The organism is Kocuria sp. ICS0012 (assembly GCF_001665945.1).
GTDB classification, from domain to species: domain Bacteria; phylum Actinomycetota; class Actinomycetes; order Actinomycetales; family Micrococcaceae; genus Kocuria; species Kocuria marina.
The window spans coordinates 16,759-32,609 of the sequence record NZ_LZMM01000038.1; the positions used below are offsets into that span (position 1 = coordinate 16,759).

Sequence of the window (15,851 nt, forward strand, 5' to 3'; positions counted from 1 at the left end):
TCCCGGCTGTGGTCCCCGGGCGTTGCCGCGCGGGGACCACAGGCCGTTAGGCTCGGAGCGGAACCTGATCGACCGAGGACTCCGCGTGGGTCCACAGCAAGGAGAAGCACATGACGCAACGCACCCTCGTCCTCGTGAAGCCGGACGGCGTCCAGCGCGGCCTGACCGGGCAGATCCTGGCCCGCATCGAGGCCAAGGGCTACACGCTCGCGCAACTCGAGCTCGTGACGGCGACCCGCGAGATTCTCGAGCGGCACTACGAGGAGCACCAGGGCAAGCCGTTCTTCGAGCCGCTCGTGGAGTTCATGCTCTCCGGGCCCGTCGTGGCCGCCGTGGTCGAGGGGGACCGGGTCATCGAGGGCTTCCGCAGCCTCGCCGGTGCCACCGAGCCCACCACGGCCGCCCCCGGTACCATTCGCGGCGATTTGGGTCGGGACTGGGGCGAGAAGGTGCAGAAGAACCTCGTGCACGGCTCCGATTCACCCGAGTCCGCCGAGCGGGAGATCGGCATCTGGTTCAGCTGAGCTGAACGCGGGATCCATGACCGACTACGACCCGCGGATCGTCGACCTGTACGACGGGGCCAACCCCGACGGGCCGGACCAGGCCTTTCGTGACCGCGGCATCCTGACCGATCAGTGACGGCGCGCCGGGTTCGAGGTCGACGCGGTTCGGGGCGACTGGCAGCGGACGCCATTCGACGGCACGCACCCCATCATGGTGTTCGAGGCGCACGCCGTCTGAGCGCGGCGTCGGTGAACGGCTCAGGCGAAGATCGCGGTCGAGAAGCGCACCGCGATGATCCCGAAGACGATCACGAGCACCCCGATGCCCAGGAGCCACGCCCACGCGGCGGAACCGGCGGCGGTGCCACGCGAGGAACCGATCAGGCCGGCGCGGCGCATCCGCGCCGTCGTATGCGCGAGCAACAGGGTCTGGGCGCACCACACGATCATGCAGTACAGGCACAGGGCGTTGATGTGGAAAGTGGTCTGCCACCATAGCCACAGGGTGAACACCGAGCCAGCGGCGATCCCCAGCCACAGCAACCACCAGAACCAGCTGGCGTAGCGTGCGCCGGCGAGTACGCCCACGGCCACGGCGATCACCACGGCGTACGCCACGATCCCGATGAACGGGTTGGGGAAGCCGAAGAGCTCCGCCTGCGGGGTGCGCATGACCGTGCCGCACGAGAGCCACGCGTTGATGTCGCAGCTCGTGCGGTGTCCCGCGTCCTTGTAGATCGCGAGCCGTTCCGCCACGAGCACGGCCGATGCGGCGAAACCCACGATCGAGAAGATCACCGCGAGCACGGCCCACGCGCGGTCCGAACGGGTGGCGTGCGCCGGAGTCGTCTCGGGTGTCCGGTCGGTCAGGGGGGTGGTCGCGGAAGTTGGGCTCACGCGCCCGATCGTAGACCATGCGCATGACGACCCACCGGGCGCGGGCCGCCCGTGGCGGCGGGTGACGCCGGCACACACCCCGTACACGCGCTGTGGTCCGGCCGGTGGAATGTGGTCCGGACCACCCGGAATGTGCCCCGGCCCGGGGTGACTGTGAGATACTGCCAATGGTCGGGCCTCAGCCGCACGTGAGGAACCGGCCCGGCAGGAACACCGATCTCCCTCGGTACGGACCCGCGCTCTCACAGGATCGAGCGCGTCCGGAGCGGGGCAAGTTCGCGGTCCCCACGGACCCAGCGACTCGGGCATCCACCGGCTCGCGGACAGTGCGCGTGACACACGCCGCGCCCGCGAGTACGACTTTGACTTCCGGCGGCCGCGTGGCAAACACCGGCTCGACCGACCGAGCACACCTCGGGCCCGGGTGCGGGCGGTGTCCCGAGCAGGAGCACAACTTCACATGGAACCTGAGAAGGACAACGCGGAACAGTCACCCCTCGAGACTGCCGCCACCACCCCCGTCGAGGACAGCACCACCACCGACCCCGCCGTCACGCCTGATGCACCGGCCGACGACGCCGCCGTTCCCCATTCCGAGCCCGACGCCGCCGTGCCCGCCGACACCGCTACCGGGCAACCCGCGACGACCGACGCGTCCGCCGAGGATCCGGGGACGTCCGATTCCGCGGCCACCGCTTCCGACGATGCTGGCGTTGCGCACACGCCCGCGCGCGAGATCCCAGTGGCCGAGATCCCCGAGGCCGAGCAGCCCGCGGAGAGTATCGAGGACGAGATCGCGCTCGATGTCGAGGACGCAGCCGGTGACGCCGCTGAGAGCGCCCGCGAGACGGATGAGCAGGCCGCTCTGCGCGCCGACGGGCCCGAGCAGACGACGCAGGCCGGCGAAGGAACCGGCTCGGCCGAGGCGAGCGACGAGCAGACCGACACCTCGGAACAGACGGACGCGCAGACTGTACAGGTCGAGGAGTCCGCGAACGACCAGCCCAGCACCCAGGAGAACTTCGGGGCCTTCGGTCCCGGTGCCTCCCTCATGTTCCATGCCCCGGACCCGGACGAGATCCGCCGTGCCGCCGAGGAGCAGGCTGCCCGACTGCGCGAGGCTGCCAAGGAACGCGACGCCCAGCGCGAGGCCGAGCGGGCCGCGCGCAATGACGTGGACAGCGAGGACGACAAGTCCGGCGAGGTCACGAGCAAGCGGCGTCGCCGGCGGCGTCGCGGTGACGAGGACATGGAACTCGTGGACGAGTCCGACGGCTCGGTGACCCGGGTCCGCGCCCCGCGCGGTGCCGGTGAGGGCACGGGCAGCGACGAGGTGACCGGGGTCAAGGGCTCCACGCGGCTCGAGGCCAAGCGTCAGCGTCGTCGTGAGTCCCGGCAGTTCGGCCGCCGCCGCCACGTGATCACCGAGGCCGAGTTCCTGGCCCGGCGCGAATCCGTGGAGCGCAAGATGCTCGTGCGACAGAAGGACGACCGGATCCAGATCGGTGTGCTCGAGGACGGGATCCTTGCTGAGCACTTCGTCTCGCACACCCAGCAGGACTCGCTGATCGGCAACGTGTACGTGGGCAAGGTGCAGAACGTGCTGCCGTCCATGGAGGCCGCCTTCGTGGACATCGGCCGCGGCCGCAACGCCGTGCTCTACGCCGGTGAGGTGGACTGGGACGCCGCCGAGCTGGGCAGCAAGCCCCGCAAGATCGAGAACGCCCTGAAGTCCGGGGACACCGTGCTCGTGCAGGTCACCAAGGACCCCGTGGGGCACAAAGGTGCTCGGCTCACGAGCCAGGTGTCCCTGCCCGGTCGCTACCTCGTCTACGTCCCGGGCGGTTCCATGACGGGGATCTCCCGCAAGCTCCCGGACGTGGAGCGCCAGCGGCTGAAGAAGATCCTCAAGGACCGGTTGCCGGAGGGCGCGGGCGTGATCGTGCGCACTGCGGCGGAGGGTGCCTCCGAGACCGAGCTGACCAACGACATCAACCGGCTGCGCTCGCAGTGGGAGCAGATCCAGGACAAGGCCAAGTCCACCAAGACGCTGGCCCCGGAGATGCTGTACGCGGAACCGGACCTGACCATCAAGACCGTGCGGGACGTCTTCAACGAGGATTTCACCGCCATGGTGGTCCAGGGCGAGCAGGCGTGGGACAACATCGAGGCTTACGTGACCTACGTGGCGCCCGACCTGCTGGACCGCCTCGAGCGCTGGACCGGCGATGACGACCTCTTCGAGCACATGCGCGTGGAGGAGCAGATCCAGAAGGCCCTCGAGCGCAAGGTCTTCCTGCCCTCCGGCGGATCGCTCGTGATCGACCGCACCGAGGCCATGACCGTGGTGGACGTCAACACCGGCAAGTTCACGGGCTCCGGGGGCAACCTCGAGGAGACCGTGACCAAGAACAACCTCGAAGCCGCCGAGGAGATCGTGCGGCAACTGCGGTTGCGGGATATCGGCGGGATCATCGTGGTGGACTTCATCGACATGGTTCTGGAGTCCAACCGCGATCTCGTACTGCGCCGGCTCGTGGAGTGCCTGGGCCGGGACCGCACGAAGCACCAGGTGGCCGAAGTGACCTCCCTGGGTCTCGTGCAGATGACGCGCAAGCGCATGGGTACGGGGTTGCTCGAGGTCTTCTCCGAGCCGTGCGAGGAATGCGCGGGCCGCGGCGTCGTGGTCCACGACCACCCCTTGAAGGGCCGCTCCGGCGCGGCTCCCTCCGACCACCGCGGCACTCGACACGAGCGTAAGCGTTCGCGCAACAAGCAGCACAACGGTGCGCAGGACAAGCCCAGGAACGGCAACCAGCACCACGGTTCGGACGAGCCGGACCAGGCGCGCGTGGAGGCCACCCGCACGGCGTTCGCAAACATCGCCGCGGCCTCCTCCCACGACGAGTCCGACGACGCCGCACGGAATGCTTCCCAGGGCACCGCACCGCAGTCCGGGGGCGGGCAGGCCGAGGACACCGGTTCCCAGGAGCAGCAGACCTCCCGCGGTCAGCAGGGCGGGGAGCACGCGTCCGAGAACTCCCACGGGGAGTCCGAGGGCGGGCGCCGTCGCCGCAAGCGCCGCGGCAAGCGCAGCCGCGGTCGCGGTCAGCAGGGCGAGGACAACGCCGTGCAGAACGACGGTTCCGGCCGGGACGGTTCCGGGAACGACTCGCGCGGGGATTCCCGGTCCGAGGACCGTTCCGGTGGGGACTCGTCCGCGAGCCTCACGATTCACGGCGAGGTCATCGAACTGCCCCACGGGCAGTCTGAGCAGCGGGGGAGCGAGGGCACCCAGGAGGCCCTGTCCCTGGATTCGCTGAGCGCCGCGTTCACGGATGCGGGCGAGGACGAAACCTCGACCGAGGGTGCCGTTCAGGATGCGGACGCCGCGTCCCAGCCGCGAGAGGCGGTGTCGAAGCGGTCGGCCGCCGGACACGCGCCGTCGAACTCCGGGACTGCGCAATCCAGTGCAGGGCAGACGAGTGCCGCGCAGCAGCAGAGTTCCGGGGCGGCGTCGTCCCCCGGCGGGAACCGGCCGGCGGCGGCGCCGGCGGCTCCGACCCGACGGCGCCGTGGGTCGCGGCGTGCCGTGGCGCCGGCGGCCGCGCCCGGAACCGCGAGCGTGGAGACCCACGAGTACACGCAGGAACGGCAGGTCAGCCGTTTCACCGCGGAGGCCGGGGCCGTGGCCCCCGCGGCGTCCGGTGACCAGCCCACCATCGTGGGTGTGGGCATCAAGGCTCAGGACATCACGATGACCGGCAAGCAGGACTGAGTGACCGGCGGCTGGATCCGTCGCCACGCGAGCAACACAGGGGCACCCGGGATTCCGGGTGCCCCTGTGGCATGATCGGGGACACACACACGGGGTGCTGCGCACTGCGGCTGAGAACACACCCGTCGAACCTGATCTAGCTCGTACTAGCGAAGGGATTGTCGTGGACACCACGCCTTCTACCGCCATACCCCGCGTCCTCTCGATTGCCGGAACCGATCCCACGGGCGGGGCGGGTCACGCCGCGGACCTGAAATCCATCGCCGCACTGGGCGGGTACGGGCTGAGTGTGATCACCGCAGTGGTCGCCCAGAACACCCGGGGCGTCGTGAGCGTGCACACCCCACCCGTCCAGGTCCTGCGGGACCAGCTGGACGCGGTCGCCGGGGACGTCACCCTGGACGCGATCAAGGTGGGGATGCTCGGCTCCGTGGAGGTCATCGACACGGTCCGGGACTGGCTCATGGTGGGGCGCGCACCCGTGGTCGTGATCGACCCCGTCATGGTCGCCACGGCCGGTGGGCGATTGCTGCGTCCAGACGCCGAACGGGCCCTGCGGGAGCTGCTGCCCCACGCGAATCTGATCACCCCCAACCTCCCGGAACTCGCGGTGCTGGCCGAGCGCCCCGTGGCCGCGACCTGGGACGAGGCGCTCGAGCAGGGACGCGCGGTCGCGGCGGCGTTCCATACCCGGGTCCTCGTGAAAGGTGGCCACTTGGCCGGGGACACAACCCCGGACGCCCTGTTGCTCCCCGGTCAGGACGAACCCGCCGCGTTGTTCGAGGGTCGCAGGGTGCACACGCGTAACACCCACGGCACCGGGTGCTCGCTGTCCTCCGCGGTGGCCACAGTCGTGGCGCGGACCGGGGACTGGCCCGAGGCGATCCGCACGGCCCGCACATGGTTGCGCGGTGCACTGCGCGGCGCGGACGAGTTGCACGTGGGTCACGGCAACGGTCCCGTGCACCACATGCACCACGTCCAGCACCTCGTCACGGATCCGGCGTTCGTGATGACGGCCGCCGCGGAATCCGAGGGCCCCCGGTTCACCGACGAACTGTGGGAGGAGAGCGCCCCGGTGCGTGAACGCATTGCCGCCCTGGCGTTCATCCGGGGCCTCGGGGACGGCACCCTGGACCCAGGCGAGTTCGAGCTGTACCTGGACCAGGACATGCAATATCTGCAGTACTACTCCCGGGCGCTGGCCCTGCTCGCGGCCTCCGCCCCGGACGAGCGTTCGCGCGAACACTTCGCCGCGGCGTCGGCCTCCGTGGTCTCGGTCGAGTCCGCGCTGCATCGCGCCCGGCTCGGGGACCGGGAGCCCATGCCGCCGAGTGACGTCACGAGCAGTTACGCGGACTTCCTGCTGGCGCGCACGGGTCAGGACGGCTTCGCGGTGGGCTCCGCCGCGATCCTGCCGTGCTACTGGCTCTACGCCCACGTGGGTGCGGAGCTCACCCGTCGTGCCCGCGTCGCGGGACCGCAGCACCCGTTCGCCGACTGGCTCAGCACGTACGACGATCCGGACTTCCAGACCGCGACCGAGTCGGTGCGCGAGATCGTGGACCGGGAGGCCGCCCACGCGGACCCGGCCACCCGGGAGCACATGCGCCGCGCGTTCCACCGGGCGTGCGCGCTCGAGCTGGCCTTCTTCGCGCAGACGACCCCGGCGACGTCGGCGGAGGGCGAGCGGCGCGCCGCGGCGCAACTGGCATGACTTCGGGTGATCGGGTAGGCTGGGGTGTCGGTGCCGAGCGCCGGTGTGTGTCATATCCAGTTCACGCACCAGGTTGCGGCACACTCGGGCGAACATCCTGAATCGATGCGATAGCCACGCGGAGAATGCGGTCGGTCACGGATCACCGCGGCGTGATGTCTCGACATTCGCAGTCCTCCAGGAGTACGCCCGACCCACACACGTAGTCCATAGATGTCGAGAGAAGTGAGTTCCCAAGTGGTGTACGCGATTGTCCGCGCAGGCGGCCGCCAGGAGAAGGTTTCCATCGGAGACCTCGTGACCCTTGACCGCGTCGCCGGCGAGGCAGGCAGCACCGTAGAGCTTCCTGCGCTGCTGCTGGTCGATGGGGACAAGGTCACCTCCGACTCCAAGACCCTGGCCAACGTCAAGGTCACCGCCGAGATCGTCGAGGACCTGCGCGGTCCCAAGATCTCGATCATGAAGTACAAGAACAAGACCGGTTACAAGAAGCGTCAGGGCTTCCGCGCCGAACTGACCACCGTCAAGGTCACCGGCATCGACGCCTGAGCATCCGGCTCCTCACATACGTTTCCAACGAAGGTAGGCACACACCATGGCACACAAGAAGGGTGCGAGCTCCACTCGCAACGGCCGTGACTCCAACGCCCAGTACTTGGGTGTGAAGCGCTTCGGCGGCCAGTCCGTTAACGCTGGCGAGATCATCGTCCGCCAGCGCGGCACGCACTTCCACCCGGGCGTGAACGTGGGCCGCGGCAAGGACGACACCTTGTTCGCCCTGGCTGCTGGCGCCGTCGAATTCGGCACCCGCCGCGGTCGCCGCGTGGTCAACATTCAGACCGCCGAGTAATTCTCATTCGGACCCCTGGGTCCACCCGCCGCCACGACCCCGTGGCGGCGACCACTAGAGGGTGGGCGCTTCACGCGCTCACCCTCTAGTCTTTTCAGAAGACCCCGGTCGACCCGCTCGCAGCAGGTGACCCCTACCACCGAGGAGCCGCGTGGCTAGTTTTGTAGATCGAGTGATCGTGCACGCCACGGGCGGTAACGGCGGCCACGGCTGCGTGTCCGTCAAGCGCGAGAAGTTCAAGCCCCTGGGCGGCCCGGACGGCGGCAACGGCGGCGACGGCGGTTCGGTGATCCTGCGTGTGGACGGTCAGTCCACCACGCTGTTGGGTTTCCACCACGCACCCCACCAGAAGGCCCCCAACGGTGAGCCCGGCAAGGGGGACATGCGCCACGGTTTCAAGGGCCAGGACCTCGTGCTGTCCGTCCCGGACGGCACCGTGGTCAAGGACCGGCAGGGCAACGTGCTCGCGGACCTGCTCGGTGAGGGCAGTGAGTTCGTGCTGGCCGGTGGCGGCCAGGGCGGACTGGGCAATGCCGCACTGTCCTCGCCTAAGCGCAAGGCCCCGGGCTTCGCTCTGCTCGGTGTGCCCGGTGAGGAACACCAGGTCGAGCTCGAACTGAAGTCCATCGCGGACATCGCCCTGGTGGGCTTCCCCTCCGCGGGCAAGTCGAGCCTGATCGCGGCCATGAGTGCCGCGCGCCCCAAGATCGCGGACTACCCGTTCACCACCCTGGTGCCCAACCTGGGTGTGGTCCAGGCGGGTGACACCCGCTTCACCGTGGCGGACGTGCCGGGGTTGATCCCGGGTGCTTCGGAGGGCAAAGGGTTGGGACTCGAGTTCCTGCGGCACGTGGAGCGCTGCGCCGCACTCGTGCACGTGATCGACTGCGCCACGCTCGAACCCGGGCGGGATCCGCTGAGCGACCTGGACGCCCTCGAACAGGAACTGTCCCACTACGCCGAGGCCATCCGCGACGACGACCCCACCACGATCCCGCTGACCGAGCGCCCCCGACTCGTGGCCCTGAACAAGGTGGACGTGCCCGAGGCGCGGGAACTGGCCGAGTTCATCCGCCCCGAACTCGAGGAACGCGGCTACCCGGTCTTCGAGATCTCCACGGCCTCGCACGCCGGACTGCGGGAACTGGGCTTCGCGATGGCCGAGCTCGTCTCCCGTGCCCGCGAGCAGGAAGAACAGCGGGAGGAGCAGCGCCGCGCGGAGACCGTGCTGCGCCCGGAACCCGTGCGGCGTCGTCGAGGGAAGGACCGCAAGGAGTTCGAGATCACCCGCGAGGACCGGGCGGGGGAGCCGCTGTACCACGTGCGCGGCGTGAAGCCCGAACGGTGGGTGCAGCAGACCGATTTCAACAACGACGAGGCCGTGGGATACCTCGCGGACCGCTTCGCGAAACTCGGGATCGAGGACGAACTGTTCCGCATCGGCGCCCGCCCGGGCAACGCGGTGCTGATCGGCCCCGAGGACAACGGTGTGGTCTTCGACTGGGAGCCCACCATGGTGGGCGGCGCCGAACTGCTCGGCGGCCCGCGCGGTTCCGACCTGCGCCTCGAGGACACGTCCCGGCCCACGCGCCGCGAGAAGCGGGAACAGTTTTACGACCGCATGGACGCCAAGGCCGAGGCCCGCGCGGAGCTCGAGGAGCAGCGCCGCGCCGGGATCTGGACCGAGTCCGTGGACGACGCGCGAGATCGACGCCGTACTTCCGAGCCGAAGGAGACGCACGACAGTGAGTGACACGCCCCACGTGGAGAAGACCCCCACCGAGACGATCGACGTCCCGGCCATGGAGCAGCAAGCGGCCAAGTCCGCGATCCAGCTGAGCACCGAGAGCCGGGGGAAGAACCGCCGCTCTCCCATCACCCGCCGCGCGGACCTGCCCATGGCCCGGCGCGTGGTGGTCAAGGTGGGGTCCTCGTCCCTGACCTCGATCGAGAACTCGATCGACGAGAACGCGCTGCGCAGCATCGTGGACGCGCTCGGCCGGGTCAAGGCGCAGGGCGTGGAGGTCGTGTTCGTCTCCTCGGGTGCGATCACCGCGGGGCTGCAGCCGCTCGGACTGTCCCGCCGGCCCAAGGACCTCGCCACCAAACAGGCCGCGGCCTCCGTGGGACAGGGTCTGTTGATCTCGCGCTACACCGACTACTTCACGCGCTACGACGTCACGGTGGGTCAGGTGCTGCTCACGGCCGAGGACCTCATGCGCCACTCGCAGTACAAGAACGCGCATCGCCAGATCGAACGGTTGCTGGACCTGGGGATCCTGCCGATCGTCAACGAGAACGACGCCGTGGCTACCCACGAGATCAAGTTCGGCGACAACGACCGCATCGCTGCGCTCGTGGCGCACCTGATCAAGGCGGACGCGCTGTTGCTGCTCTCGGACGTGGACGCGCTCTACACCCGGCCACCCAAGGACGGCGGGGAGCGCATCCCCACCGTCGAGGATCCCATCACGGATCTCGAAGGCGTGGAGATCGGCACGATCGGCCGCGCGGGCGTGGGCTCGGGCGGGATGGTGACCAAGGTGCAGGCGGCGCGCATCGCGGCGTCGTCTGGCATCCCAGCGCTCGTGACCTCCGCCGCGAACATCGAGAGTGCGCTGGCCGGCGACGACGTGGGCACGTGGTTCGCCACGACCGGCGGGCGGCGCAACGTGCGGTTGCTGTGGCTCGCGCACCTCGCGGACATCAAGGGCACCCTAACCCTGGACGACGGCGCGGTGGAGGCCATTCGCGGTCGTCGCTCGCTGCTCGCGGCCGGTGTCACCGAGGTGTCCGGGAAGTTCACCGCGGGCGATCCCGTGGCCATGGTGGATTCCCAGGGAAAGGAAGTGGCCCACGGGCTGATCAACTACGCCTCGGACGAGGTCCCCGGGATGCTCGGCAAACGCACGCACGAACTGGGGGAGGAGTTCGGTGAGGACTACGCCCGCGAGCTCGTGCACGTGGACAATCTCGTGACCATGCGGCCCCGTTCGGCGAGGACCAAACTGAAACGAACCGTCTGACCGCACGTCCAACCCCCAAACTGAACCGTGGGCGCCGCGCGCCCGCACCACGATCCGCAGGAGGAACAGTGGCCGAGAACACGTCCGTACTGACCGCGCAGGAGACCTTCGGGGACGATCCCGTGGCCGGGGTCGGCCTGATGGCCGACGACGCCCGGGTGGCCGCCCGCACGCTCGCCCGCGCCCCGCGCGCGTGGAAGGACCGCGCGCTGAACCTCATGGCCGATCGGATCGAGGCCCGCGCCGACACCGTTCTCGAGGCCAATTCGCGGGACCTGGAACGCGGGCGCGAGTCAGGGATCTCCACCGCGCTGCTGGACCGGCTCAAGCTGGACCGTACCCGCATCACGGGTCTTGCAGACGCGCTGCGGGAACTCGCGGCCCTGCCCGATCCCGTGGGCTCCGTGGTGCGCGGGCAGACGCTCGCGAACGGGCTGCGCATGCGCCAGGTGCGCGTGCCCATGGGAGTGGTGGGCGTGATCTACGAGGCCCGCCCGAACGTGACCGTGGACATCGCCGGGATCGCCGTAAAGTCCGGTAACGCGGTTATGCTGCGCGGTGGTTCGGCGGCCTTCGACTCCAACCGGGCGCTCGTGGGCATCCTTCGGGACGCCCTCGCGGACGCCAAACTGCCCGTGGACTGCGTGCAGACCGTGGACGACTACGGCCGCGACGGCGCCAACGCCCTCATGGGTGCGCGCGGGAAGGTGGACGTGCTCATCCCGCGCGGCGGCCGTGGACTCATCCAGTCCGTGGTGACCAACGCGACCGTCCCGGTCATCGAGACGGGCGAGGGCAACGTGCACGTGTTCATCGACGAGTCCGCGCCCGCGCAGATGGCCGCCAAGCTCACCGTGAACTCCAAGACGCACCGCACCTCCACGTGCAACTCCGCCGAGACCCTGCTGCTGCACAGCGGGGCGCGGGAGACATCCCGCGAGGTGCTCGCCGCACTCGACAAGGCCGGTGTGACCCTGCACGTGGACGACCGCGCCGCAGCACTGTTGCCCCCGGGATCTGACCACCTGCAGGCCACGGACGAGGACTGGGCCACCGAGTACCTGGACATGGACATGGCCGTGAAGGTCGTGGACGGCATCGACGAGGCGATCGAGCACATCCGCACGTACTCCACGGGCCACACCGAGGCGATCGTGACCAACGACCTGGCTAACGCGGAACGTTTCACCGCGGAGATCGACTCCGCGGCGGTCATGGTCAACGCGTCCACCCGCTTCACGGACGGCGGCCAGTTGGGACTGGGTGCGGAGATCGGGATCTCCACGCAGAAGATGCACGCGCGCGGTCCCATGGGGCTGGAGGAGCTGACCACCACCAAGTGGGTCGTCCAGGGTGACGGCCACGTGCGTCCGTGAGACGTACCATGGAACGGACGTCACCCGGGACGTTCGTCGCATTCACCGACCGGCGCCGCCGGCCACAGAAGGGAACCGCATGAGCTCGCTCTACCTGTTGTCCAACGTCACCGTCCTGGCGGCCGAGGAGGGGCACTCCATCAACGAAGAGCTGCACGCCATGGCGCCGGTCTTCGGCATCGTCGCGTTCATCCTGTTCCTGATCATGCTCTTCATCTCCATGTCCTTCGCGTCCCGCGGCAAGGCCCCGGCCGTCGGTGAGTACGAGGACCCCGCGCAGCTGCCCGCGGAGGAGCAGGCCATGCTCGACCGGGTGCACGACACCCCGCGCCACTGACCGACAGATCGGCACGAGTGAATCCCCTCAGCGCGTCAGTGACCGCGGCCGAGACGGAACTGGACATCCCCCCGCGCAGGCCGGGTGTGACCCGGCTGGGAGTCATGGGCGGGACCTTCGACCCCATCCACCACGGGCACCTCGTGGCGGCGTCGGAGGTCGCCGCGGTCTTCGACCTGGACGAGGTCGTCTTCGTCCCCACGGGTGAACCGTGGCAGAAGGCCGGGCAGGACGTCTCCGACGCCGAGCACCGCTACCTCATGACCGTTGTGGCCACGGCGTCCAATCCGCGGTTCACGGTGTCCCGCGTGGACATCGACCGTTCCGGACCCACGTACACGATCGACACCCTGCGGGACCTGCGCACCCTGCGTCCCCACGCCGAGCTGTTCTTCATCACCGGCGCGGACGCCATGGCGGAGATCCTCACGTGGAAGGGCACCGATGAGCTGTGGTCCTTGGCCACGTTCGTGGGTGTGACCCGCCCGGGCCACGTGCTCTCCGCGCCCGTGGGCTCGGAGAGCGTGTCGCTGCTCAACGTCCCCGCCATGACCATCTCCTCCACGGACTGCCGCGCCCGCGTGGCGGCGGGCAAGCCCGTGTGGTACCTGGTCCCGGACGGGGTCGTGCAGTACATCAACAAGTACGGCCTCTACCGCGGTTCCACCGATCCCGATGTGGACCCGGAGACCGCCTCCGGCACCCCTGTGGCACAGGATGCCGGTACCCCCTCATCCGCCCCCACGGATTCGCCCGGGGTCCCCGCCCCGGGTCACAGGAGCACCGCGTGAGCACACCCCCCGAGAAGAACCGAGCTGCGAACCCCCAGGAATGCCCGTGGGCCGTCCACCCGGCCACGGGACAGCAGGAGTGGGTGGCCCCGCCGGCTCCCGTGATCGAGTTGGACACCCCCCAGCACACGGGTACCGTCAAGCCCTTGGGGCCCCGGCGACTCGCGCGGCTGCAGCGTGAGATGGTCGAGCACGCCCGGCAGATCCAGGAATCGGAGCGCACGGGCGGGGGAGAGGTCGACGACGCCCTGCTCGCCACCCAGCGTCGCCTCGCGGATCTCGCGATGCGCGCCGCGGCGGCCAATGAACAGGACCGGCAGGCCGCTGAGCGGGCCACCGCTGAAGAGCCCACCGCTTTGGGGAACGGACCCGCAGGATCCTCGGCCGCGGGGAACACACCCGCAGCGAGTAGCCCCGCCGGGGAGGCACTGGCTCGTCCGGCATCCGAGGGCTCCGTGCCAGGGGACACCGTGTCGTCGGGTCACGCTCCCGCCGCACCCGGGATCGGCCAGGCGCCGGTCACCCCGCCGCAACCCGTGCACGACGAGCCGGAGCCGGAGTACTTCACCATCACCTTCCCGCCGGCCCTGATGACCCAGGCGACGGGGGTGAGCCTGGGGAAGAGTCTCGCGGACCCCGCGTCCCTCCCGGCCTCACCCGTGCGCTACGGACCGGTCACCGAGACCTCCCGGATCCCCGTGATCCAGGCCCCGCACCGGGACCGCACACCCGAGGGGACGCACGAGGCCGCGGCGGGAGCGGCGTCGTCGACCCCCGAAACGCGGTCCGAGACCGTGGCTCCTCCCGCCGAACCGGTGCGCGCGGTGGACGCCGAGGGACTGACCCTGCTGGAACCCGGGGCGTATTCCCGCGGGACGTCCACGACCCGAGTGGTGCTCGCGCTACTCGTGGCCGTGATCGTGGCGCTCGTGGTGGCCTTCGTGATCTTCGTTCTGTGAAACCGACCCATGTGAAAGGACAGCACACTTCAGTGACTGCAACCACCGAATCCATCGACCTCGTGCGCAGCGCCGCGCGCGCCGCGGACCAGAAGAAGGCCGAGAACGTCGTCGCGTTCGACGTCAGCGAGAGCCTCGCCATCACGGACGTCTTCATGGTGACCTCCGCGTCCAACGAACGTCTGGTCTCCGCCGTGGTGGACGCCGTGGAGGAAGCGCTCATCGAGCAGCACGACCGCCGGCCCCTGCGCCGTGAGGGCAAGGGGGAGGGCCGCTGGGTGCTCCTGGACTACGGGGACGCCGTGATCCACGTGCTCCACGACGAGGACCGTGCCTTCTACGCCCTCGAACGGCTGTGGGGCGACTGCCCGGCGATCGACGTCCAGTTGCCATCGGCTGGCTCCGCGGACATCGACGACGACGCCGCTCCCCGCGCGGTCTGAGCTCGCGCCGCCGGGCAATTTGCGCGAGTTCGCGCGAACTGTCTAGGATGGTCGAGTCGTTCCGGGGAACTGGAAACGCGGTGGTCTCACGAAGTTGTTCGGGAGTGAATCCCGGGTAAACGTGGCAGGCCGAAGCGTGGTAAGGTTTCGGAGTCGTACGGGGCTATGGCGCAGCTGGTAGCGCACCTGCATGGCATGCAGGGGGTCAGGGGTTCGAGTCCCCTTAGCTCCACCGAATGGCCTGTCGCACGGGCGGAGAAACCCGGATCCTCGAAAGAGGGTCCGGGTTTTTCGCTTTCCGGGTGGGTTTGCCGTGCCGGGTGTGGTTGTCGGTCGAGGGTCCAGGAGGGGCCTCCGCGTCCGTGGCGTGGACGCCCCGCACGCCGGATACACATATGTGCCGAAAGGACATGATTCCGGGTCCCGGGCGTGCGTATCGCACCACAGATGTATTCCGTGGCCTTTCTCACGCTCTACACGGGGAAATTGTGTCCGGGCGGTCGTCACATCATGGGCAAGAAGATATGCCCCTCTCTACGCTGGGGGTGGCCCATCGTCGGGTCCCCGGAATGCGACACGAGAACACCATGTCGACGGATTTCCCCGCCCTTCCCACCTTCCACGGTTCCCTCCCGATGATCGATCCCGAGGACGTCGCTCTACTGCTGGTGGACCACCAGAGCGGCCTGTTTCAGGTCGTTGGGGATCTGAGCGTCTCGGACCTGCGCCGCAATGCGACCGTCCTGGCCAAGGTGACCGGTAGGACGGGGATGCCCGTGGTCGCCACCGCCTCCGTCCCGCAGGGCCCCAACGGCCCGCTCATCCCGGAGATCCAGGAACATGCCCCGCAGACCGTGTACGTGCCCCGCAAGGGTGAGGTCAACGCATGGGACTGCGTGGACTTCGTGGAGGCGGTCAAGGCCACGGGGAAGAAGCAGTTCATCATCGCGGGCACGCTGACCACCGTGTGCATGGCGTTCCCCGCACTCTCGGCGGTGGCCGAGGGTTACCAGCTGCTCGCGGAGTCCCACCAGAAGGCCCAGGAGGTCGAGCGCACGGGTGAGCCAGTGGATTCCGAGCGCGACTGAACGAACGCGCCTCGTGGCGCATCGGCCTGTTTCACGGGCCGCGGCGTGATGGGAGCGAGGGTGGGTGGGGTCCACCGTGGACC

At 69.2% G+C, this 15,851-nt stretch carries 14 protein-coding genes, 1 tRNA gene and 1 riboswitch; of the genes, 14 read left to right on the top strand and 1 reads right to left on the bottom strand.

Features of this window, described 5'->3' with window-relative positions:
- Positions 1–110: 110 nt before the first annotated feature.
- Entirely contained in the window at positions 111–524 is a 414-nt protein-coding gene (ndk, locus tag A5728_RS05855; protein WP_064846151.1) for a nucleoside-diphosphate kinase, read from the top strand.
- A 240-nt stretch (positions 525–764) separates the two neighbouring features.
- Here ndk and A5728_RS05860 read toward each other — a convergent pair whose 3' ends face one another.
- On the bottom strand, positions 765–1,403 hold the full coding sequence (locus A5728_RS05860) for a vitamin K epoxide reductase family protein (RefSeq protein WP_231885535.1): 639 nt from the start codon (positions 1,401–1,403) through the stop codon (positions 765–767).
- A 460-nt stretch (positions 1,404–1,863) separates the two neighbouring features.
- Between A5728_RS05860 and A5728_RS05865 the strand changes: the two genes are divergently transcribed.
- The 13 genes from A5728_RS05865 (at position 1,864) to A5728_RS05925 (ending at position 15,768) form a co-directional block, all read left to right on the top strand.
- Positions 1,864–5,181 carry an Rne/Rng family ribonuclease gene (locus A5728_RS05865; protein ID WP_064846152.1) on the top strand — a complete coding sequence of 1,106 codons (3,318 nt, stop codon included), beginning with the start codon at positions 1,864–1,866 and terminating at the stop codon, positions 5,179–5,181.
- Positions 5,182–5,261: 80 nt separating this feature from the next.
- Positions 5,262–5,357, top strand: a riboswitch (TPP riboswitch).
- Complete coding sequence (locus A5728_RS05870) at positions 5,345–6,898, top strand: bifunctional hydroxymethylpyrimidine kinase/phosphomethylpyrimidine kinase (protein WP_064846153.1); 1,554 nt, start codon at positions 5,345–5,347, stop codon at positions 6,896–6,898. It overlaps the preceding riboswitch by 13 nt.
- 237 nt (positions 6,899–7,135) lie before the next feature.
- A complete protein-coding gene (gene rplU / locus A5728_RS05875) occupies positions 7,136–7,447 on the top strand; it encodes a 50S ribosomal protein L21 (protein ID WP_064846154.1) in 312 nt (103 codons plus the stop codon).
- A gap of 46 nt (positions 7,448–7,493) precedes the next feature.
- On the top strand, positions 7,494–7,748 hold the full coding sequence (rpmA, locus tag A5728_RS05880; protein WP_035962177.1) for a 50S ribosomal protein L27: 255 nt from the start codon (positions 7,494–7,496) through the stop codon (positions 7,746–7,748).
- A gap of 151 nt (positions 7,749–7,899) precedes the next feature.
- Entirely contained in the window at positions 7,900–9,501 is a 1,602-nt protein-coding gene (gene obgE / locus A5728_RS05885) for a GTPase ObgE (protein WP_035962175.1), read from the top strand.
- Between the two features lie 49 nt (positions 9,502–9,550).
- Complete coding sequence (gene proB / locus A5728_RS05890) at positions 9,551–10,774, top strand: glutamate 5-kinase (RefSeq protein WP_064846164.1); 1,224 nt, start codon at positions 9,551–9,553, stop codon at positions 10,772–10,774.
- A gap of 68 nt (positions 10,775–10,842) precedes the next feature.
- A complete protein-coding gene (locus tag A5728_RS05895) occupies positions 10,843–12,150 on the top strand; it encodes a glutamate-5-semialdehyde dehydrogenase (RefSeq protein WP_064846155.1) in 1,308 nt (435 codons plus the stop codon).
- A 79-nt stretch (positions 12,151–12,229) separates the two neighbouring features.
- Positions 12,230–12,487 (top strand): hypothetical protein, encoded by a 258-nt coding sequence (locus tag A5728_RS05900; RefSeq protein ID WP_064846156.1) that lies wholly within the window; start codon positions 12,230–12,232, stop codon positions 12,485–12,487.
- A gap of 104 nt (positions 12,488–12,591) precedes the next feature.
- Entirely contained in the window at positions 12,592–13,278 is a 687-nt protein-coding gene (gene nadD, locus A5728_RS05905) for a nicotinate-nucleotide adenylyltransferase (RefSeq protein WP_082943274.1), read from the top strand.
- Positions 13,275–14,237 carry a hypothetical protein gene (locus tag A5728_RS05910; protein WP_064846158.1) on the top strand — a complete coding sequence of 321 codons (963 nt, stop codon included), beginning with the start codon at positions 13,275–13,277 and terminating at the stop codon, positions 14,235–14,237. Before nadD ends, A5728_RS05910 begins: the two co-directional genes overlap by 4 nt.
- A gap of 32 nt (positions 14,238–14,269) precedes the next feature.
- The gene (rsfS, locus tag A5728_RS05915; protein ID WP_064846159.1) at positions 14,270–14,680 is read left to right on the top strand and encodes a ribosome silencing factor; all 411 of its coding nucleotides are present in this window, start codon (positions 14,270–14,272) and stop codon (positions 14,678–14,680) included.
- A 159-nt stretch (positions 14,681–14,839) separates the two neighbouring features.
- Positions 14,840–14,912, top strand: a tRNA-Ala gene (locus A5728_RS05920).
- A 355-nt stretch (positions 14,913–15,267) separates the two neighbouring features.
- Positions 15,268–15,768 carry an isochorismatase family protein gene (locus A5728_RS05925; RefSeq protein ID WP_064846160.1) on the top strand — a complete coding sequence of 167 codons (501 nt, stop codon included), beginning with the start codon at positions 15,268–15,270 and terminating at the stop codon, positions 15,766–15,768.
- The last annotated feature ends 83 nt before the right edge of the window (positions 15,769–15,851 follow it).

Excerpts from the sequence above, each read along its gene's own strand:
- A5728_RS05900 (WP_064846156.1), top strand. The coding sequence starts at position 12,230 with ATGAGCTCGCTCTACCTGTTGTCCAACGTCACCGTCCTGGCGGCCGAG.
- rpmA (WP_035962177.1), top strand. The coding sequence starts at position 7,494 with ATGGCACACAAGAAGGGTGCGAGCTCCACTCGCAACGGCCGTGACTCC.
- proB (WP_064846164.1), top strand. The coding sequence starts at position 9,551 with ATGGAGCAGCAAGCGGCCAAGTCCGCGATCCAGCTGAGCACCGAGAGC.
- A5728_RS05865 (WP_064846152.1), top strand. The coding sequence starts at position 1,864 with ATGGAACCTGAGAAGGACAACGCGGAACAGTCACCCCTCGAGACTGCC.
- nadD (WP_082943274.1), top strand. The coding sequence starts at position 12,592 with ATGGGCGGGACCTTCGACCCCATCCACCACGGGCACCTCGTGGCGGCG.
- A5728_RS05925 (WP_064846160.1), top strand. The coding sequence starts at position 15,268 with ATGTCGACGGATTTCCCCGCCCTTCCCACCTTCCACGGTTCCCTCCCG.
- ndk (WP_064846151.1), top strand. The coding sequence starts at position 111 with ATGACGCAACGCACCCTCGTCCTCGTGAAGCCGGACGGCGTCCAGCGC.